The 19,376-nt window shown below is 46.9% G+C and carries 18 protein-coding genes and 1 pseudogene; 11 read left to right on the forward strand and 8 right to left on the reverse strand.

All coding sequences use genetic code 11. From position 1 onward, the window contains the following. Nucleotides 1-231 precede the first annotated feature (231 nt). The 3 genes from ACZ43I_RS03185 (at nucleotide 232) to ACZ43I_RS03195 (ending at nucleotide 3,431) form a co-directional block, all read left to right on the forward strand. Nucleotides 232-483 (forward strand): GlsB/YeaQ/YmgE family stress response membrane protein, encoded by a 252-nt coding sequence (locus ACZ43I_RS03185; RefSeq protein ID WP_344703918.1) that lies wholly within the window; start codon nucleotides 232-234, stop codon nucleotides 481-483. A 120-nt stretch (nucleotides 484-603) separates the two neighbouring features. Beyond that, entirely contained in the window at nucleotides 604-1,296 is a 693-nt protein-coding gene (locus ACZ43I_RS03190; protein ID WP_344703916.1) for a copper homeostasis protein CutC, read from the forward strand. Nucleotides 1,297-1,550: 254 nt separating this feature from the next. After that, nucleotides 1,551-3,431 carry a glycosyltransferase family 2 protein gene (locus ACZ43I_RS03195; RefSeq protein ID WP_344703914.1) on the forward strand — a complete coding sequence of 627 codons (1,881 nt, stop codon included), beginning with the start codon at nucleotides 1,551-1,553 and terminating at the stop codon, nucleotides 3,429-3,431. Nucleotides 3,432-3,524: 93 nt separating this feature from the next. Here ACZ43I_RS03195 and ACZ43I_RS03200 read toward each other — a convergent pair whose 3' ends face one another. From ACZ43I_RS03200 to ACZ43I_RS03215, 4 genes are all read right to left on the reverse strand, one after another. Continuing rightward, entirely contained in the window at nucleotides 3,525-4,697 is a 1,173-nt protein-coding gene (locus ACZ43I_RS03200; protein WP_344703912.1) for an NAD(P)/FAD-dependent oxidoreductase, read from the reverse strand. Then, entirely contained in the window at nucleotides 4,690-5,022 is a 333-nt protein-coding gene (locus ACZ43I_RS03205) for a (2Fe-2S)-binding protein (RefSeq protein WP_344703910.1), read from the reverse strand. Before ACZ43I_RS03205 ends, ACZ43I_RS03200 begins: the two co-directional genes overlap by 8 nt. Next, entirely contained in the window at nucleotides 5,019-5,285 is a 267-nt protein-coding gene (locus ACZ43I_RS03210) for a (2Fe-2S)-binding protein (protein WP_344703909.1), read from the reverse strand. Before ACZ43I_RS03210 ends, ACZ43I_RS03205 begins: the two co-directional genes overlap by 4 nt. Nucleotides 5,286-5,376: 91 nt before the next feature. Then, nucleotides 5,377-6,741, reverse strand: coding sequence for a sigma-54 interaction domain-containing protein (locus ACZ43I_RS03215; protein ID WP_344703908.1), 1,365 nt, complete (start codon nucleotides 6,739-6,741; stop codon nucleotides 5,377-5,379). A gap of 133 nt (nucleotides 6,742-6,874) precedes the next feature. Between ACZ43I_RS03215 and ACZ43I_RS03220 the strand changes: the two genes are divergently transcribed. Genes ACZ43I_RS03220 through dapA form a run of 5 tightly spaced genes read left to right on the forward strand, consistent with a single transcriptional unit; the run spans nucleotide 6,875 to nucleotide 12,113 of the window. Beyond that, a complete protein-coding gene (locus ACZ43I_RS03220; RefSeq protein ID WP_344703906.1) occupies nucleotides 6,875-8,053 on the forward strand; it encodes an NAD(P)/FAD-dependent oxidoreductase in 1,179 nt (392 codons plus the stop codon). Beyond that, a complete protein-coding gene (locus ACZ43I_RS03225; protein ID WP_344703904.1) occupies nucleotides 8,050-9,051 on the forward strand; it encodes a proline racemase family protein in 1,002 nt (333 codons plus the stop codon). The genes ACZ43I_RS03220 and ACZ43I_RS03225 overlap by 4 nt, the downstream gene beginning before the upstream one ends. Before the next feature lie 14 nt (nucleotides 9,052-9,065). Continuing rightward, nucleotides 9,066-9,800, forward strand: a complete 735-nt coding sequence (locus ACZ43I_RS03230) for a hypothetical protein (RefSeq protein ID WP_344703902.1) — start codon at nucleotides 9,066-9,068, stop codon at nucleotides 9,798-9,800. Nucleotides 9,801-9,817: 17 nt separating this feature from the next. Beyond that, entirely contained in the window at nucleotides 9,818-11,248 is a 1,431-nt protein-coding gene (nhaC, locus tag ACZ43I_RS03235; protein WP_344703900.1) for a Na+/H+ antiporter NhaC, read from the forward strand. Continuing rightward, entirely contained in the window at nucleotides 11,232-12,113 is an 882-nt protein-coding gene (gene dapA / locus ACZ43I_RS03240; protein WP_344703898.1) for a 4-hydroxy-tetrahydrodipicolinate synthase, read from the forward strand. The genes nhaC and dapA overlap by 17 nt, the downstream gene beginning before the upstream one ends. Before the next feature lie 12 nt (nucleotides 12,114-12,125). Here dapA and ACZ43I_RS03245 read toward each other — a convergent pair whose 3' ends face one another. Beyond that, nucleotides 12,126-13,331, reverse strand: coding sequence for an RNA polymerase factor sigma-54 (locus ACZ43I_RS03245; RefSeq protein ID WP_344703896.1), 1,206 nt, complete (start codon nucleotides 13,329-13,331; stop codon nucleotides 12,126-12,128). A 113-nt stretch (nucleotides 13,332-13,444) separates the two neighbouring features. Here ACZ43I_RS03245 and ACZ43I_RS03250 point away from each other — a divergent pair, with 113 nt between their 5' ends. Continuing rightward, the gene (locus ACZ43I_RS03250) at nucleotides 13,445-14,923 is read left to right on the forward strand and encodes an aldehyde dehydrogenase family protein (protein WP_344703894.1); all 1,479 of its coding nucleotides are present in this window, start codon (nucleotides 13,445-13,447) and stop codon (nucleotides 14,921-14,923) included. A 31-nt stretch (nucleotides 14,924-14,954) separates the two neighbouring features. Here ACZ43I_RS03250 and ACZ43I_RS03255 read toward each other — a convergent pair whose 3' ends face one another. Next, nucleotides 14,955-15,143, reverse strand: a complete 189-nt coding sequence (locus ACZ43I_RS03255) for a hypothetical protein (protein ID WP_344703892.1) — start codon at nucleotides 15,141-15,143, stop codon at nucleotides 14,955-14,957. A 173-nt stretch (nucleotides 15,144-15,316) separates the two neighbouring features. Between ACZ43I_RS03255 and ACZ43I_RS03260 the strand changes: the two genes are divergently transcribed. Beyond that, nucleotides 15,317-15,520, forward strand: coding sequence for a hypothetical protein (locus ACZ43I_RS03260; protein WP_344703890.1), 204 nt, complete (start codon nucleotides 15,317-15,319; stop codon nucleotides 15,518-15,520). A 42-nt stretch (nucleotides 15,521-15,562) separates the two neighbouring features. Here the strand turns inward: ACZ43I_RS03260 and ACZ43I_RS03265 are convergent, their stop codons facing one another. Then, on the reverse strand, nucleotides 15,563-16,636 hold the full coding sequence (locus tag ACZ43I_RS03265) for a YkvI family membrane protein (RefSeq protein ID WP_344703888.1): 1,074 nt from the start codon (nucleotides 16,634-16,636) through the stop codon (nucleotides 15,563-15,565). Nucleotides 16,637-17,110: 474 nt separating this feature from the next. Here ACZ43I_RS03265 and ric point away from each other — a divergent pair, with 474 nt between their 5' ends. Further along, nucleotides 17,111-17,803, forward strand: coding sequence for an iron-sulfur cluster repair di-iron protein (gene ric, locus ACZ43I_RS03270; protein WP_344703886.1), 693 nt, complete (start codon nucleotides 17,111-17,113; stop codon nucleotides 17,801-17,803). A 75-nt stretch (nucleotides 17,804-17,878) separates the two neighbouring features. Here the strand turns inward: ric and ACZ43I_RS03275 are convergent. Further along, a pseudogene (locus ACZ43I_RS03275) lies at nucleotides 17,879-19,368 on the reverse strand (glycosyltransferase). Nucleotides 19,369-19,376: the final 8 nt, after the last annotated feature.

The following is a 19,376-nucleotide window of genomic DNA, read 5'->3' on the forward strand; positions in this document are numbered from 1 at the left end:
TGAAATCGTCAGCAGGGCATACCATCTTGGTATGCCTTTCTTTAATGTATGGAGAAGGGACCTGGCCCCGGTGATTATAAAATGCCATATTTCTAGAATATGATATATAACAGAAATGTTACTGACTGATAACAAAAATAAATTTTAGGAAATATAAGTTTGAAATTTCACCGAAGTGGTATCTAATATTTGTAATCAGTTATGATATAAAAATATTTGGAGGTTTTGATAATGGGTTGGATTATTACATTAATCGTAGGGGGCATCATCGGTTGGCTCGCTGGAGTCATCCTCGGTAAAGATGTGCCATTCGGCATCATCGGAAACATCATTGCAGGATTAGTCGGTGCCGCGATTGCGAATTCAATCGGACTGAGCTTCGGCCCAACACTTGGTGGGGTCAGCATCATCGGCGGATTGCTTGGTGCAATCATCCTTATCCTGATCGTGTCATTCGTCATGAAGGCACTGAGAAAAGCGTAGAGACGCACACAAAACCATCCCTCCGCGGGATGGTTTTTTTATACATACTACATTAAGTGAATGGTTTGAGGAGCCACAAAGCGCTCTTATTGGTATGATGATATCAACGATGATAATGAGGTGGAAAATTTGATTATAGAAGGCATCGCGGTAAATGTGCAGGATGTACAAGATTTGAATGATTTCGGGGCAGACCGCATAGAATTGTGTGCAGATATGGAGAAGGATGGCCTGACGCCAAGCACGGAACTGATCCAAGAAGCTGTAGCGCACTCCGATATCCCGGTGAATGTCATGATCCGGCCCCACGGCGACTCCTTCCATTACACGAGTGAAGATGTAGAAGAGATGCGGGCATCCATCAGAACAGTCCAAGAATGTGGCGCGGCCGGCATCGTCCTCGGATGCCTGAGGGAATCAGGCGTAATCGATGAAAGGACATTGGAAATGCTGCTAGCAGAAAGCGGCGATCTGGATGTGACGTTCCATAAGGCGTTCGATGCGGTGGACGATCAGCCGGCGGCGCTTGAAGTCATCATGCGGCATCCCAAAATCAAGACCATATTGACTTCAGGTGGACAAGGTCCTTCAGTAAAAAATATGGGAACATTGAAGGAATTGATGGCAAAAACCAGAAATGGCTTGCCTATGATCATGCCCGGGGGTGGATTGAACACGGAAAATGTTTCTCAGGTAATGGATGCACTCACTCCGGCTGCACTCCATTTCGGCACCGGCATCAGAGAAGGGCAGTCCTATGAAGGGCGCATTTCAGAAAAAAAATTACTGATGGTTAAAGATCGAGATAAATAGGGGAATGTCATAAAATTTATATATAGCCGATAAGAATGCGAATTCTGGAGTAGTTTTGTAAATTTTGATACCCTACTATCCTAGTAAATCGATAATGATTTTTTCTTTTAAATTTTTTCTTTTAAAAAAGAGATATAAGAAAAATGTTTTATGTCGGACGCGAGACTGGTAACAGATGGTGTCGAAAATAAACTTTTCAGGTATAATAAATAATAATTGCTGAGTATATACAATATCATGTGGGGTGTTATGACTTGGAAAAACTAATAAGTATCGTAGTTCCAGTATATAATAAGGCGAAATACCTTCATCAATGTCTTGATTCTTTAATAAATCTTGATATAGACAAAGAAATGATAGAAGTAATATGTGTAGATGACCTATCAAGTGATGGATCACTTGAAATAATGAATAATTATTCTAGGGAGCATGAATTTATAAAAATAATCCCATTAGAAGAAAATTCTGGGAGTCCTTCCTATCCGAGAAATATAGGATTTGAGAAAGCTAAAGGAAAATACTTGGCACTTTTAGATGCAGACGACTGGTTGGATAGTAAAGGATTTCCTAAACTTCTGTTTCAAATGGAAGAAAATGGGGCGGATATCGGCTTTGGTCAAAGTTATAAACATACTAACAAAGGTATTACTAAATTGGCTACTTTCACATCCTATAAAAATGAGAACCAATTAGTTCCATATGAGATAGATAAAATATTTAGGGCAGTAGGCCCGCCCGGGAAAATCTTTAAACGTTCTGTAGTAATAGATAATGATATAAAATTCGAACACATGTTGTTTGGCGAAGATAAGTTGTTTTTCACAGAGCTTATATCGAAGTGTAGGAATGCTTCCATGACGGACGAGTCAGTATATCACGTCAATCGTCACGCAGAAAATGTGTCTTTGGTCAGAGGTACAAGCATTCTTGAAAAAGCAGTAATTAATTTAACCTTGCTGAGAAAAATAATGAAGCTTGATATACCTAAATCAGCCAAAAACTCAATACTTTCCCGAATTGTCGAAGTTGATTTTATACGTCGTTTCTTCCACACTAAAACTTTTCTCGTCAGCTTAGAAAAAGACAAATATTATAAGATTTTTGAAGAAGTTATTCAAACCTTTTCGGAAAATGGCCTCAATATCGAAGATTATATTGAGATAAATAGATTTAAAAATATTTATCATCTATTTAACACTAATAAAACAAATCTGGAAGAGTATCTTGAACATTTGATTATAGAAGGACGGAAAAGTTTTTATATTGATAATGGTGTGATTCATCAGAGATTTCCATCTAAGTTTTCTGGACTTAAAGATGTTACGTCGGAATGCTTCGCCGTTTATGGAGGCAGCCATTATCTTAATAACGATTTTTACGAAATAATCCATATCTATAAAGAACCGCAGGTTGATATCAATGAAGTGTCCATGTCAAAAATATCCGATGAATCGACGCAGCAAGGTATAGAATATAAAATAGAGGATAACAAAATCTATATACGAACCAATGATTTAAAATTCGATGGAAATCCAGAAATCAACTTGCGGATTAAATACGATGGTTTTAAGTCGATATTGGTAAACTCCTCGCTTCCAAACGCGAGTGAGGATTACCAGCAAAAGAGACAAAATTTTAAAGTTGAATTTAAACAAAGATCCGAAAAATCTTTGAGACCAGCTGACAATTATATTACTGTGCTACCTCAGTATATAGTTGTAGTAAAAGATATAAATACTTATCTTGATGAAGATTTCAAAAATATATCGCCAAAAAGATTGAAAGTGGGGACACGTATTTCAATTGCCGATACTGTCAAATCTCAACGTGGTACACCGAGGCTTAAAACTAAGGAAGGGTACATCATTTCAGCTAATAAGAAACTTGTGAAAGAGCTAACTGATGACTTGGTCGATGGCTATGTCTTCGAAGTTCCGAAAGAAGTAAGAGTAATTAAAAAATGCAAACTATACGAATCAGTTTCTTTTAAAACCGACCCCTTGAAGACGTTGGAACCAGGAGAAACAATGAAGGTCAATAATATAGTATACACAAGAAAACTGACTCCAAGATTAGAAGTGGGAGAGAACGTTTATATGACAGCGAATTTAGATTATGTAGAAGTGATATATTAATACTAATTTAATCAGATCATCGCTTGTACTTTGCGAGAGAGTAGCCTCATCATTGAAAGAGCGGGCAGGCCTGAATCGGCCTGCCCGCTCTTTTTATTTCACATATTCAAGCCACAGGCTCTCCAGCTGTTCTTTGCCGCGGGTGAGTTCAGGATGGAACTTCACTTTAGCGTAATGGCGCTCATGATTGATCTTTTCAAGGATTGTGCGGCTGTTTGCCTCGTTCCCAAGTATTTGTGAAGCGGCCAATTCACCTTGCAGCATGGCGACTTTCGCATTTTCTATCCCTGTAATGTTGCCTGCCACATACAAATTTTCTATTTCGGTACGCATTCTGCTGTCGTGGAGAGGGACGTAGCCGCCGAGTGATTCAATGTAGACATGCTTCATATTCATTAGGGAACAAATTTCACTCAGCGGTGCGAGACCGTCGGAAATGCATACGAAATCGCACGGTATCGTCCGGCTTTTTTTCGATAAGATACGGCCCTTCGAATCGACCTCATGGACGGTGACGGATTCGACTTGTTCCTGGCCATTGATGCGTGTGACTTTCTCGCGTATGGAAATCGGCAACCCCATGGCATTTACACCGCTTTTTGGGAATAATTTGACCGCAGTCCTATGGGATGCAGGAATTTTGGCACCGAGCCGGCTGGCTGAGGCGATGAACTTCGAGGGCGCAAGTCCACCCAGTGACAACAATGTTTCAAATGCGTCCATCGGGGATTGTTCATTTAATGGGTTGTCTGGCGGCAGGCAGACTTTAGCGACCTCTATATCGGCATAGCCGAGTTCGAGGGCGATTACTAGAGACAGCGGGTTCATGCCGATGATCACCCCTCGCTCGCCCGGTGCGACCCTCTGGAAGTTGGTCAGGACTTGTGCCGCTCCGACCGTCATGACACCCGGCAGATCCCAGCCCGGCAGGGGGAATGATTTCTCACGGGCCCCTGTGGCGACGATGACGTTATATGATTCGAATGTGCCCCTAGTCGTATGGATGGTGAAATGATCTTTCTTTTCTATATTGATGACGGACGTGGATGGTTTGAAGGTCACCGAATCTTTGACGCCGTCAAAGAGCGAATCGGCGATTTCCTGGCCGTTCCACCATACATCTCGCTTTTCTTCGTAGAGCTGGCCGAGCAGCCTGCCGCCTGGATGATAATACTCGTCGATGATGAGGACGTTCTGCTCATCCTTCAATATATTTGCGGCACTCAATCCGGCAGGGCCGCTGCCGATGATTATCGTATCAAACATCGCGTTTCCCTCCCTCTGTGAGGTGCGGAAGCATGCCTTGTGACTCTACAGCCATATTTTCTTCAAGTGGTGTCATGCACGCCCGCTGATTCCAGTGGCCGTCCACCGTCACCCGGCATTCGGAACAGTGGCCGATGTTGCAGTAGAGACCGCGTGGCTTTCCGTCCTTTTCATGGCGCCTCAGCATGCGAACATCATTTGCGAGCAGGGCGGATGTCAGGCTGTCGCGACGACTGCCATACAATATCTGGCCGTTCCAACTGAACGGAATCTTGTCATCATCGATCGACCCTAGAATGGCATGGTGGGTAATCCGTCTCGTCATTCCGCTCCCCCCTCCATCAGTTCTGAAAATGAAAGCGTCCGTATCGGGGGCTGCGATTTGAGATTGATGAAGGTCGGTTCCGCACTATGGTCCCCGGTCAACTTTTCGATGAACGGACCGCATGTCCGGGAGGTGCAGAAGCCCATTCCGGCACGGGATTTCAACTTCAACTCCCGCGCGTTGGTCGCCCCTTCATCGATGATGCTCTGTAATTCCGACATGTAGATGTTCTCACATCTGCAGACGATGAAATCTTCAGTCATTTGTGATCCTCCTATCGTTTCTGTGCTTCTATACATATCAATAAGAAATAGTTGTGCCAGTCGGATTATAAAATTGGCGAAGTAACGGGTTCTATAGATTATATTTCTTTATTTTCGAGTAGAGTGTCGGCCGGCTGATGGACAGGGCTTTTGCGGTCTGCTCGATGTTGGAGCCGAACTTGTCGAGCATATGACTTAAATATTCCGACTCAGCCTGCTCGATGAATCCTTTCAATGCGGTATCGCCGTCCAGGTTCGGATAGGTGTGCGGACGCGCTTCATCCACCTCATCCAAGTACTTGAGGAAAATGTCTGGATCGAGGTGGGAGCCGCCTGAGAAGATGACGAGGCGTTCGACGATATTGATGAGTTCCCTGACATTACCCGGCCAATGGTACTCCTTCAGCAAGTTGACGAGTTGACGATCCGCGTACCGCATCTCAATGTCATATTTCTGCGAAATCTGTAGCAGATAATAGAAGAATAGGGATTCGACATCGTCGGGACGCTCTCTGAGTGGTGGAATATGTATATTGATGACATTGATGCGGTACAGCAAGTCTGACCTGAAATCATCACCCGCAAGCAGATCGGCAATCTTTCTGTTCGTTGCGGAAACCAATCTGAAGTCTGCTGCTTCTTCGACTGTGCTGCCGAGTTTGAAGTAATGCTTCTCCTGCAGGACCCTCAAGAATTTGACTTGCATATCGATGGGCATCTCACCGATTTCGTCAAGCAGCAGCGTGCCGCCCCTGGCCGCTTCTATCTTGCCTTTATTGCCTTGCTTATTCGCACCGGTAAAGGCCCCTTTTGCGTACCCGAACAGTTCGGACTCGAATAGATGTGAAGGGATCGCCCCACAGTTGATTGGGATGAACGGTTTATCTTTGAATGCAAGGTCGTGTACAGCCCGGGCGAACAATTCTTTGCCGACACCAGTTTCGCCGGTGATCAGTATGTTGGCTTTTGTTTTTGCCGCTTGGCGTATTTGATTTTTGACACCTTCGATTTGTGCACTTTTATAGACGATGCTTTTAAACGGATCTTCGGAATGGATCTTTTTGACGCTGGTCGATAGCGTCTCCACTTGGGTTTGCAGCTTCTTGATCTCTTCCTTCTGCCGCACCTCTTCGGTTACGTCGACTTCCGACACTACAGCCCCTTCCACTTGTCCATTTATGATGAGCGGCACTGATTTGATATCGACGAATATTTCCGGGGTGGCCTGATGGCCCTTCTTTTCTATGATGCGCTTATTGCGCAGCGATTGGAGGATGACGAGTTTGTCTTTATGGAACACATCGGAAATTTTAAGACCTTTGATCTCTTTTGACTGCATATTGAATATTTCTTCTGCGCGCTTGCTGAAATAGATGATTTCCTCATTTTTGTTGATGATGGTAAAGGAATGATGATGGAAGTTGATCAATTCATCAATCAAGTGCTTTTCAAACATTTTATTCATCCTTTATCAGAAATTTTAATAAATTATATGTTTCTTTACAGTTTATATTAAATTACAAAAGAAATACAGTCATTTAAATGTGGCACGCTTTTTTCTTAGTAGTCAGTAGAGGGGAGGCAAGACTATGAATCGACCGCATTATGACGTCCTGATAATAGGCGGCGGCATCATCGGCGCAAGCATCGCCTACCATACTGCTGAAAAGGGATTCAAAGTGGCACTCCTGGAAAGCAGGGGGCTTGCGTCGGGCACATCTTCAAAATGTGATGGCAATGTGCTGCTCATCGATAAGGAACCAGGCTTCGACAGCCGCATGGCGATAAAAAGCCAGGCACTGATCCACGCGCTTCCCGACGCACTGGATATGCCTTTTGAATACAGGCAGCCAGGCAGCATATTCCTGTGCGAGAATGAAGCGGAGCTTGAGCAGGCTTACAGCTGGGTCGACCAGCACAATGGGGTAAACGATAAGGCAGTATTTTTCAGGAAGCTCGACCGTGAAGATCTTAAGAATGATTCCAAACATTTCTCGGATCATCTTGTGGGCGGGATAGAATGCACGAATGATGCGACACTAAACCCCTATATGCTGACATATGCATTTGCCCATCAGTCAAAAAAGAAAGATTGTGACATTTATGAATATACACCAGTGACGTCTGTCGAGAAGGATGGGGATGCCTTTACCGTCCGCTCGCATGAGAAGACATTCACAGCCAAGCGCGTCATCAATGCAGCCGGCATATACGCGCCGCATGTCGGGCGGATGCTTGGAATCGACATCCCGATCACACCAAGGAAAGGCCATATACTTGTATCAAGCCGGGCCGAGCTGATGGGCACGCGGAAAATCCAGGAGTTCGGCTACCTGATGACCAAGTTCGGTAAAGAACGGGTGGCGGATAAAGAAATGAATGATTACGGCATCGCGCTGGTCCATGAGGCCACAGACAGCCAGAACTTCCTGCTCGGCAGCAGCCGTGAATTCATCGGTTACGACCATACGGTGGACCACAATATCATCAAACTGATCGCCAAGCGGGCGATACATTTCTTTCCAAGTATGAAAGACATGTCCATGATCCGCAGTTATTCGGGGTTGAGGCCCTGGACGCCGGACCATCTTCCGATCGTATCGGAAACTGATGTGGATGGATTCTATGTGGCAGCAGGCCATGAAGGAGACGGCATCGGATTGTGTGCCGTGACGGGCCATTGGATGGCTGAGATGCTCGACGGCACTCTAGAGGAAGACTTGTCACCGCTTGACATCAACCGTTTCAAAGGGGGGATACATACATGAAGGGCAGCAAACAATTCGTCACCATCGATACGCATACCGGCGGCAACCCGACGCGGACAGTTGTGGCCGGGATGCCTGAATTGAAAGGACAGACCATCCAGGAAAAGATGCTCGATATGAAAGAAAACCATGACCATATCCGCAAATTCCTGGTCAACCCACCGAGGGGACATGACGTTATGAGCGGGACAATCCTGCTTCCGCCGCTGGATGATGCAGCAGATTTCAGCGTCATCTTCATCGAGACGGGCGGCTACCTGCCGATGTGTGGCCACGACACGATCGGCACATGCACAGCATTGGTCGAACTCGGATATGTAGAGTGGCAGGAACCCATCACCACCATCGTCCTTGATACGCCAGCAGGCACTGTGGAGGCGACGTGCGCCGTCAAGGATGGCAAAGTCGAATCCGTCAGTTTCGTCAGTACCGATTCATTCCACCTCAAAACAGTGCATGTCGATGCCGGCGGCTACACGGATATCCGCTGCGATGTGGCGTATGGCGGCAACTTCTACGGCATCATCAAGGCTTCAGATATCGGTGTGGCGCTTGACGTGGATCGTTCCGAGGAAATCGTGATGAAGGCCATGGCCATAAGAGATATCATCAATGATACGCACGAAGTCAGGCATCCGTCCTTCTCCTTCATCAACAAATTGACCCATATGGAGCTCTACGAGGAGGGTGATCCGGTCAGGAACGCCGTCGTCGTGCCGCCAGGCGGCATCGACCGCTCGCCGTGCGGCACCGGCACCTGCGCCAAGGCGGCGACGCTGCACGAGGCAGGGCGCATGGAGGTCGGGGAGGCGTTCATCCATGAAAGCATAACGGGGTCGAAGTTTTCAGCCCAGATACTGTCTGAGGCAGAGCAGGACGGGGTGGGTTATCTGAAGGTCAGGATAACGGGTTCGGCATGGCTGATGGCTAGGCATGATTTCTATATGGATCCGGATGACCCGCTCAGCCAAGGGTACCTGCTTATTCCGGAAATATAAGGAGGCTTAGATTGATGAATAAAGTGATAGACAGTTATGACGTACATGTCCATGGCCAACTGATGCGCATCGTGCAGACTGATCAGCTCGATTATGGTCCGGAAGGGTTCGATGTCAGGCAGCTGATGGCCCGGGAACCCCGTGGCAGCAAATATGTCAATTTGATGGGCTATCATATGGAAGGTGGGGCGCTCCACACTTACATCGACAGTTTCGCTGGCGTTCATAACCAGCAAGTTTTATTGAAGACGCTGGTCAGCACTCTGGTCGACCGCGGACGGCTGCCTGAGCGGGAAACGTACAGCGTCATCTGCGATGGACGCACATTCAATTTGAAATCCCGGGAACTTGCATCCACCCCTCTTGCCGAGGTCGCTGAAGCGGGCAAATCCTTCCGGTCGGGTGATAAAACAATCGCGCTGCTTGAAACGGATGTCGCATTGGAGATAGACCATCTCGCTGAAATCAAAGAAACACTCGGCAGTGAAGGCCAGCATGACTATACCGTGTACATCAATCGAGGGCGTCATCTGGTCTTTGATGCAGGTGGTGATATCGTGGCGCATCCGGTCCATGAAGTGATCTCCCTGCTCCACAGCGTCCGTCCTGACACGGTAGTCACAGCTTTTAACGGCGCAGTGGTGGAAGTGGATGAAGGCATGTATCATCATCCATACTTTTTCATAGCGAATTCACAATTCTATATTGATGAAACGGATATATACACGCGCGGCTTCATCATCAAATAATTCAAAGGGGTTTTAATATGACAAAGGGGACAAGGGAAAGGAAACTTCCAAGCGGCAAAATATTGGCTTTTATACTTGTGATGTTCGTCATCATCATGTTTTCGTTCATCCTCGTACTGGAACTGCCGATACAGCTTGCCCTGCTCACCATCTGGTTCATGATCATGGGTGTCGGCATCTATCTCGGAAATTCCTACCTGCATATGGAGCGTGGGCTGCTCCAGGGCATACATGAAGGGATGGGGGCCATACTGATCCTTATCGCAGTCGGTGCACTGATCGGCTCATGGATTGCCGGGGGCGTCGTGCCGACATTGATCTACTACGGCCTGAACATCATCAGTCCGAGTATTTTCCTGATGGCGGCGATGATCATCTGTACGATTACAGCCTTATCGACCGGCACGTCTTTTGGTGCCGCGGGCACGGCCGGCATCGCGATGATGGGCATCGGCGAGAGCTTCGGATTGCCCCTCTACCTGGTGGCAGGCGCTGTCATCTCAGGGTGCTACGTCGGCGACAAGATGTCACCACTATCCGACACTACAGTTATGACCGCATCCTTATCGAAGGTTGATCTGTTCCGCCACATCAAATCGATGCTGTACGTGTCGGTGCCGGCATTTATCATCTCAGCATTGCTGTACTGGGTGGTCGGGGCGATATTGTCCCGTGGCAGTGGTGACCTGACGGTCGCCAAAGAGACAATGGCGGGACTGTCACAGACTTTCAATATCTCATGGGTGATGCTGATCCCTGCATTCGTCGTCATCGCGCTATTGATATTGAAGATGCCTTCGGTGCCGGTCATCATGTTCGGCGCACTGCTCGGCAGCTTGTGGGCGACATGGTTCCAGGGGTATGAATTCATCGAGGCTATACAGACGCTCTACAGCGGCAGTTCGCTGGAGACAGGCATCCCGTTCATCGACAACCTGCTTAACCGTGGCGGCGTCACTTTCATGCTGGAAGTGATTCTACTGATCATACTGGCACTCGGGGTCGGTGGACTGTTGCAGTCGATCGGCGCGCTTGAAGTGATCGGCAACATTCTGGCCAATTGGGCGACCAACACGGGTAATGTCACTTTAACGACGATGATGGCCGCGTTCTTCGGCGTCTTCTTCGGCGGTGCGGCATACGTGTCGCTCCTGACCGGCACGAAGATAACGGAGGAGAACTACGACCGGCTCAACCTTGACCGCTCGCTGCTGTCCAGGAATACGGAGGCCGGGGGCACCATAACGACGCCGATGGTCCCATGGTCCGATGGCGGTGTGTTCATGGCGACGACGCTCGGCGTCTCGACTCTCGTATACTTGCCGTTCTTCTGGTACGGATTCCTCGTCATGATCATTACACTGATCTACGGCTATACAGGGAAATTCATATTGAAAAAAGAAGATACTAAAATAATGGAGGAGAATAACAATGAACAAACAACTTAAAGGCGTTTTCCCAGTACTCATCACACCGATGCACGAAGATTATTCAGTGAACTACGAAGGATTGAAGGAGAACGTTTCCTATTATCTGGAACAGAAAGTATCCGGATTGGTCATTGTCGGCAGCACCGGGGAGTTCGTCTCGCTGGATGATGATGAAAAGGCGAAGATTGTTGAATTGGTCAGCGAAATGGTTAAAGATACAGATACCCAGCTGCTTGTAGGCGTCTCCGATGAACGTACGGATAAGATGCTGAAATACGCAGAACATGCAGAGAAGCATGGTGCGGACGGGCTGCTTGTGATCAACTCATACTATGGTGGTCCGACATCAAATGAAATCTACCACCAGTTCAAGGATGTCAACGACCACGTATCGACTCCAGTCATGCTGTACAACAATCCATTCACATCAGGCATAGATATCGATCTTGAAACAATCTATAAGATCGATCAGACACTCGACAACGTGACGCACATCAAGGAATCGAGTGGAGATATAAGAAAGCTTAGAGATATCGCCAGAAATACGAATTTCAATATCTTCTGCGGCTCTGATGATCTGGCATTGGAATCATTCCTGCACGGCGCCACGGGATGGGTGTCTGTGGCCGGGAACATTGCACCAAACAGTGCGGCCAAGATGCTTGAACATGTCGAAGCGGGTGACTATGAGGCGGCGAAAGAGATAAACAAAGATCTGTTGCCGCTGTGCGAGTTCCTCGAGAATTCCGGGAAATTCGTCCAAATCGTCAAAAAAGCGATGGACTTGAAAGGTTTGAATGGTGGGCCTTCCAGGAAGCCACGGCTCGGACTGACTGACGATGAGACGGCGCAATTGAAGGCATATATGGAAAAATTGGATTAAAAAAGAGGCGTCCTACGCCTCTTTCAGACCAGATAGTATCTCATTTTTGTATTTATTGACGGTGCGTCGGGAAATATAGATATTGCGCTGCTCGAGAATTTTGGATATGCGGGCATCCGGCATTCCAGGGAAGCCCTCAATCTGCCGGATCATATTGATCACTTTGCTCCGGGAAGCACCGGACACGGCTTCTTTCGACAGCAGAGCCTTAAGCGGCATGACGCCAAGCGGGGTGGAGATGTACTTATTGACGAGGAGTCGGCTTACTGTAGCTGGACTCAGGCTAGTGTTATCCGAAATGATGGTCTGGTCAAGGGTCTCAAGATAACTGCTCCTGCCCGACAAATACTCTTTTTGCATAAAGACGATTACGCTCAAGACTTCATGCATATATCGGCTTCTGGCATTCATGATCGAGACGAGCTCTTCATATTCCCTCTGGAATCCATCCATCAATTTGTCGAATTCAGGATCCTCAGCAGACAATGTAAGCGGCTCGAATGTGATGCTGCCCACCAGATGATCAGGAATTTCGATATGGATGTCATCATCTGCTCCAAGGATGATGAAGGCATCCGGCTCGATTGCTGCGTCATCACGAGAGGACAACGGTGACAGGCCGAGTGTTTTAATGTGGTCTACGTAATCAAGGAATTTATCCTTTGAGACAGTGCTGTCCGCCAAAAAGCTGAAATCATCATGGGCAATCGATGTCAGATGACTCGAAAACAATTGGAACAGTGCTTCATCATAGCTCCCGTCATTTATAAGCTGAAAGCGTAGATAGTCCATCGCGTCACTGCAACCGACACCAAGCATGTCGTACGTCTTTAATCTTTCGAGATTTACATGCACCTGGCCCAGCGGAACACCTTCCATCTCTGCGATGTTGGGTGGATCCGCTTCCAAAAATCCATTTGAATCCAAGGAGTATATCAGTGTACGGATGATCCCGAAGTCGCCATGCGGGAGGGTGCACTTAAAATCGAGAAGCATCTCAGCGAGAATATCTGGGCCACTTACGTCGTGATGGTACGCCAAGGTCTCGAGCGGCATCTTCTCCTCGTCGATCAGGATAAGGGGATTGGCGGCGCATTTATCTTTTATGTAACGGTTCAATTCCTGCTGGTTGAATTTAAATAGCTGGATGCCATGGAACAGGTAATGGTTCAATGCCAGCGTCTGATCGTTTGAAACATGATTTTCAAGAGTCAGCATATTTATGCCTCCTAGTATGATATGTCTGGTTCAATTATACATCCCTTTAAAAGATATGTATAATCAATAATGTGAGTATTAAGAAATTTCTAATATGCTAAGGAGTGTCATAGATGATGGAATTGAAAGACAATGTCACACGATTCATTGACAATGCAAGCGGACAATACATCAATGGTGAATACAGGAAGTCAAACAGCGGCAATACATTCGATGTGACGAATCCAGCGACAGAAGAGAAGATAGTGTCACTTGACGCGGGGACGAAGGAAGATGTCGATCAGGCGGTTAAAGCGGCGCGTGATGCATTTGATAATGGGGAATGGACGCGCATGGAACCGGCCGATAGGGAGCGCCTGATCCATAAATTCGCAGATCTGCTGGAGGAGAACCGTGAAGAACTTGCCCAATTGGAAGCTTTGGACAACGGCAAGCCCTACAAGGTCGCCCTCGAAGATGATGTAGACGGCACCATCCAGCATTTCAGGTATTACGCGGGATGGGCGACCAAAATATCCGGCAAGACGACGAATGTCTCAACAGAACATATCACCTACACCCTCCACGAACCGGTAGGGGTCGCCGGCCAGATCATCCCGTGGAACTTCCCGCTCGCAATGGCGGGATGGAAGCTTGGTTCAGCTCTTGCGGCAGGTTGTACCGTAGTCATCAAACCCGCTTCCGAGACGCCTCTCTCACTGCTCTATACAGGCAGATTATTCAAGGAAGCCGGCTTCCCGGACGGTGTGGTCAACATCATCACCGGTTCCGGCCGGGAAGTGGGCGGCGCCTTGAACACGCATCCTGGTGTCGACAAGCTTGCCTTTACCGGCAGCACCGCAACGGGCCGGACGATAATGGAGAAGGCGGCGGAGAATATAACCGGCGTCACGCTCGAACTCGGTGGGAAATCGCCGAGCATCGTCCTTGCTGATGCGGACCTTGAGTCGTCACTGGACGGCATATTCGACGGCACGATGTATAACCATGGCCAGAACTGCAGCGCGACGACACGCGTATTCGTCCAAAGGCCGATCTATGAAGAAGTGATCGAAGAGATGAAGAAGCGGGCAGAAGCGGTGAAGCTTGGTGCGGGGCTCGATGCCGACACCGATATGGGCCCGCTTGTGTCCAAGAAGCAGCTCGAGACGGTGATGGGCTACATTGAAAAAGGAAAAGAAGAGGGTGCACGCCTGGTCACCGGCGGCAACAGTCCGGAAGGTAAGGGCTACTTCGTAGAACCGACGGTGTTCGCCGATGTGGAGGATGATATGACGATAGCGCGTGAAGAGATATTCGGCCCTGTCATGTCCATACTGCCTTTTGATACAGTGGACGAAGTGATAAAACGCGCAAACGACAGCGAATACGGTCTGGCCGCGAGCGTCTGGACGGAGAACATAAAAGCTGGCCACTATATTTCAAGTAAACTGGAATCCGGCACCGTGTGGATCAACGACTTCGGCCTGGAACTTGAAACAATGCCATTTGGTGGCTATAAGAAGTCAGGCATTGGGCGTGAAATGGGCGGAGATTACGGCATTTCAAACTATATAGAAGTTAAAAGCGTCTTCGTCAACATGAAGCAGTAGTAATATAAGCACGAAAACCCCACTCAGAATATTATTTTGAGTGGGGTTTCTTCTGTCCATCTTTACTGCGTTTTGGCCTATCGTCCAAAAACTTTGGTCTGCCTTTGGCACCGCGGTAGTGCCCTAAAGTGTGCTCGTACGTTGAGACGGGTGGATTATGGAGCTCGGAAGACAGATAGGGGATGGTCGGAAACTCCTGCAGTCTGGTCGAGTTCTTCATGCTACCACTCCTTTTAGGACGTGATTACGCCTTTAATGTAATTATACACTAAAGGCGCGGATGATGCTCTCTTGAAGTGCTCATTTTATTGTCATATATGAATATGCTGAACTATATCTGAAGCTAGGAATCTGATAGAGTAATGGATATACTACTCAGAAAGTGAGATTTCCATGACAGATCTACTCATCATCCTCTCGTTCATGCTGTTTGGCATCGGGGGCATCGCTTTTTCCGCAGCAACGATCACTACCGTACTCAGAAAGCTTGGCGTGACGGAATATCCAAGCCGTGAATACTGGCGCTTCACCATAATATTCGTCTCAAGCGCGATTGTGGTCTACATCATATCCGTACTGATTCGCAGCATAGGCTAAAAAATCCCCATCGGTGGCTTTTGTCCATCGATGGGGATATTTCTATTGTGCAGGTTGTTTGCTCGATACTTTGCTTGCGACCCACCTTACGGTTAAGGCAGCCCCGAGAAGCAATCCGACATAACCTAAGATTGGATAGAAGAAATTGACGAGGCCGACGAAGCCGACCAGGCTCAGGAAATATCCTAAGATCAGTCCGCCGCCGAGCAGCAGACGGTAGCGTTTCGTATAAGGCTCGGAAAATCTGGACAGGAACGGATAGAACATGCCGACTGCGGTATTATAGATGACCAGCAGCATGACGATCGATAACCCGAATCCAAGTATAGGATGGATTTCACGTGCTAGGACAAGCGATGGAATTTCAGAAGGGTTGGTGATGTCAATCCTTGCGAGCAGTCCGCCATTCATCAGCACGAGCAATAGAATCAGCATGATACCGCCGAATAACCCACCTTTACGGGCTGCTTTGATGCCAGACGCCTGTGCGCCCATGATGGACAACAGACTGAATGCCATCGCAAGGACGATACCGCTGTAGGTCAATGCATCCCACCACCAGGCGGCTGAAGGCGTCTTCGTCACGTCAGTATATTCCTCCACTTGTGCAAATGGCACGCTTGGATTGAAGAAGCTGTAGGCTGCGATGATCATGACGAAAGCGATCAGGAAAGGTGTGACAGCACCGAGCGCTACAAGAATCTTATTGAAGCTCATGTTCAATGTGATGAAAACACCGATGGCCAAGATGAGCGAACCGAGCCATGAAGGCACGCCGAAACTTTCATTGAAGGCCGAACCGGCACCTGCAAGCATTATGACCATGACGCCGTAGAGGAAGAAGACGAGTATGTAGTCGATGACCTTTCCGAGCTTTTCCCCAAACAGTTCGTTGATCGGTTCAAGATGCGAATCCGCATCCAGACGATTGCCGAGCTTTGATGCCTGGCGTCCGATGAACATCGTGACCATCCCTGAAAGCAGGACCGCCCAGTAACTCATCATACCGTAGTTGGTGAAGAACTGCAGGATCTCCTGACCTGTAGAAAACCCCGCACCGAGCACTACCCCTACATAGGCAAACCCGATTTTCAGCGGTTCTTGTTGATTACTCAAACAAATCTCTCCTTCTTGAAGTTGCGGGCCACTCCGGCGCTATACACCGGAATGACAGATTTTAAATTTTTATTATGAAATATATTTCAACAGTACTATATTAAACATAGAGCACACCAAAGTGTCAAACTGTTATGACGTAAGTTATCGTGAAATTTATTTTAATTATAGATGAAATAATATTTCTATAAAACAATTGAAAGCGCTATCACTATATACTTGTAATACTAGACCGTACAAGGGATAGGGTGTGATTTTTTTATCAATGAAACTATGTGGATGAATATGTTGTGAGACCAGAATAATGCAAGTGTAAAAATATATGATTTAATTTAGAAACCTTATGGCCATTTCATTGACTTATCATTGTCACTAAATGTTCAACAAATCACATTGAAAACGCAATCACAGTAGAAAAATGTGTGTTATATTAAACATGTATAAAAAATGAATGTTTAAAACAGGAGGGTTATCATGACAACTGTAAATCACGGAATGTGGGTACGGGACATCGTTAATGAAATTCCAAAAAGCGCAGATATATTCAGGAAAAATAGAATTGACTACTGTTGTGGCGGTAAGATTTCACTATCAGAAGCAGTGGCGGCCCGCGGCCTCGACTTAGAGGGCTTGATGGGAGAGATAAACGCAATAGAGACGCGCGACGAGTCCGGCATACAGCCAAAATATCTTGATGAAAAAGGCATCATCACCTTCATCCAGAACAGATACCACCAGGAACTGTTGGATGAATTCCAGGCGCTCAGTCCGTATGTCACAAAGCTTGCACGCAAGCATGGTCCGAACGAACCCCATCTTGTCCGTCTGCAGGAACTGTATAAGGAGCTGCGCAGTGAGATGATGACACATACAGAAGAGGAAGACCATGTCGTCTTCCCGATGATCATTCAATACATGGAAAATCCATCATCAGAAATAAGTGATAAACTTCAGCCGCACGTCAGTGAATTGGAAGGCGAACATGAAACGGTAGGCAATATACTAAAAGAACTGCGTCAGATCACTTCCGATTTCACACCGCACAGTGAGGCGTGTGGCACATACCGACTTGTCTATACACGACTTGAAAAAATTGAGAAGGATACATTCGATCACGTCCATCTTGAAAACCATGTCTTGTTTGAACGCGTCAGGAAAGCAATGTAGTTGAATGGAAATAACCCTCGGGACGTATATATGTATCCCGAGGGTTATTTCTGTTTTGGCCATCTATATGAAAATTTACAGCTGTCCGAGCAACCTTCTGTAATTCTCCACAGCGGTCTCCTTATGGAGCCTATCACTTATCTCGACTGATTCCAGGCCATTATCGGATATCTTCATCATCGATTCAGCGAATGCTTCGATGTTCTGGGGCTCGACCAGATAGCCCGTTTTGCCTTCATCAATGATTTCACGGGGGCCGTATCGGACGTCGTAGGATATGACCGGACACCCGGCATCTATACTTTCCATGACCGTCAACCCGAACCCTTCCAATTTGCTTGTGAGCAGAGAAGCTTTGGATTCAGCGAATACCTTTTTAGGGTTGTTGGTGAAGCCATGGATGTCCACATGGTCTGTCAACTCGAGTTCTGCGATAAGTTTCTTGAGTGAGGCGAGTTGATTTCCTTCATCCATGCCGTAAAGGACGAGTCTTTCTTCATATCCTGCATCCTTGAATATTTTGAAAGCCCGGACCAGATGGTCGAGCTGCTTTTGAGCGCTGAAACGGCCTATATAGACAAACTGTTCTTTAACCTTCCCCCTGACCGTTTTACTCGGGGTGAGGAAATGGGGGATGACGCTGAATTTCTCGTCCGATATGTCCATCACTTTCTGAATGTCTTCCTTTTGATGATGTGTCAATACGAGATAGCTTGCAACCTTGTCGCTGTTTCCCAAAGCGTATTTATAGGAGCCGCGTATCCCTTCCCCTGTGTCAGCCAGGTGGGAACTGTGGAAGACCAGAACATTTTTCGTCCCGCTATCATTGGAGAGGAGCGGGCGGTCGAGCAGACGGGCGTCATTGAAGACAATATCACCTTCACTGAATCTTTCTTCGAAATAATATTGGAATAGTTTTTTCTCATCGCAAAGAATTTATAGGGTCTGTCATCTTTCAGCAGTTCTATTAAGGAAAGACGGGGTTCATCGTCTTTGATGGTGTAATGGTTGATGCAGTAGACATCTCCATGGACGTCATAAAATTCTTCTGAAATTTTATGGAAGGTTTTTGGGTCGTACCGCGTGATCTGGTGGAGATCGCCATATTTGTTGTAGCTTCTCCTCTCGACTTTTTTCTTGGATATGGGACTCATGAAATCCTCAAATTTAAGCACGCGGGAATCTTCATGAAACTTGCGGTAGAGGGTATATTCGTCACCTTTGTAGTAGCGCACAGTATCGTCATCGACACGTTCTGCAGTCAACCCTTCAATGTCAACTTCACTTTCGGTTATCTTGGGTTTGTTTATGATCAACGTTTTCTTTATATCGAATAATTTATAGCCTGAGAGCCAATCGTATATGTTTTCAAATTGTGTGTTCTCATGCACAACGTCCCTTTTTCTGAACACCTCATATATATCAGGATAGTTGATATTGTAATTGGTCGTAAGGATCGTCGATTGGACACCGAGTTCATCCTGCAGCAGTTTGATTCTGCTCAACAATGATTTCGTTCTTCCGCCGTGCTGTTCGGGCAGCGTCGAAGTAACTGTATAGATCATCACATTTA

The organism is Salinicoccus jeotgali (assembly GCF_055379195.1).

Bases quoted from the DNA above. Each gene is read 5' to 3' on its own strand.
- ACZ43I_RS03185 (WP_344703918.1), top strand. From the start codon at position 232: ATGGGTTGGATTATTACATTAATCGTAGGGGGCATCATCGGTTGGCTC.
- ACZ43I_RS03200 (WP_344703912.1), bottom strand. From the start codon at position 4,697: ATGTTTGATACGATAATCATCGGCAGCGGCCCTGCCGGATTGAGTGCC.
- ACZ43I_RS03205 (WP_344703910.1), bottom strand. From the start codon at position 5,022: ATGACGAGACGGATTACCCACCATGCCATTCTAGGGTCGATCGATGAT.
- ACZ43I_RS03210 (WP_344703909.1), bottom strand. From the start codon at position 5,285: ATGACTGAAGATTTCATCGTCTGCAGATGTGAGAACATCTACATGTCG.
- ACZ43I_RS03215 (WP_344703908.1), bottom strand. From the start codon at position 6,741: ATGTTTGAAAAGCACTTGATTGATGAATTGATCAACTTCCATCATCAT.
- ACZ43I_RS03220 (WP_344703906.1), top strand. From the start codon at position 6,875: ATGAATCGACCGCATTATGACGTCCTGATAATAGGCGGCGGCATCATC.
- ACZ43I_RS03225 (WP_344703904.1), top strand. From the start codon at position 8,050: ATGAAGGGCAGCAAACAATTCGTCACCATCGATACGCATACCGGCGGC.
- ACZ43I_RS03230 (WP_344703902.1), top strand. From the start codon at position 9,066: ATGAATAAAGTGATAGACAGTTATGACGTACATGTCCATGGCCAACTG.
- nhaC (WP_344703900.1), top strand. From the start codon at position 9,818: ATGACAAAGGGGACAAGGGAAAGGAAACTTCCAAGCGGCAAAATATTG.
- dapA (WP_344703898.1), top strand. From the start codon at position 11,232: ATGAACAAACAACTTAAAGGCGTTTTCCCAGTACTCATCACACCGATG.
- ACZ43I_RS03245 (WP_344703896.1), bottom strand. From the start codon at position 13,331: ATGCTGACTCTTGAAAATCATGTTTCAAACGATCAGACGCTGGCATTG.
- ACZ43I_RS03250 (WP_344703894.1), top strand. From the start codon at position 13,445: ATGATGGAATTGAAAGACAATGTCACACGATTCATTGACAATGCAAGC.
- ACZ43I_RS03255 (WP_344703892.1), bottom strand. From the start codon at position 15,143: ATGAAGAACTCGACCAGACTGCAGGAGTTTCCGACCATCCCCTATCTG.
- ACZ43I_RS03260 (WP_344703890.1), top strand. From the start codon at position 15,317: ATGACAGATCTACTCATCATCCTCTCGTTCATGCTGTTTGGCATCGGG.
- ric (WP_344703886.1), top strand. From the start codon at position 17,111: ATGACAACTGTAAATCACGGAATGTGGGTACGGGACATCGTTAATGAA.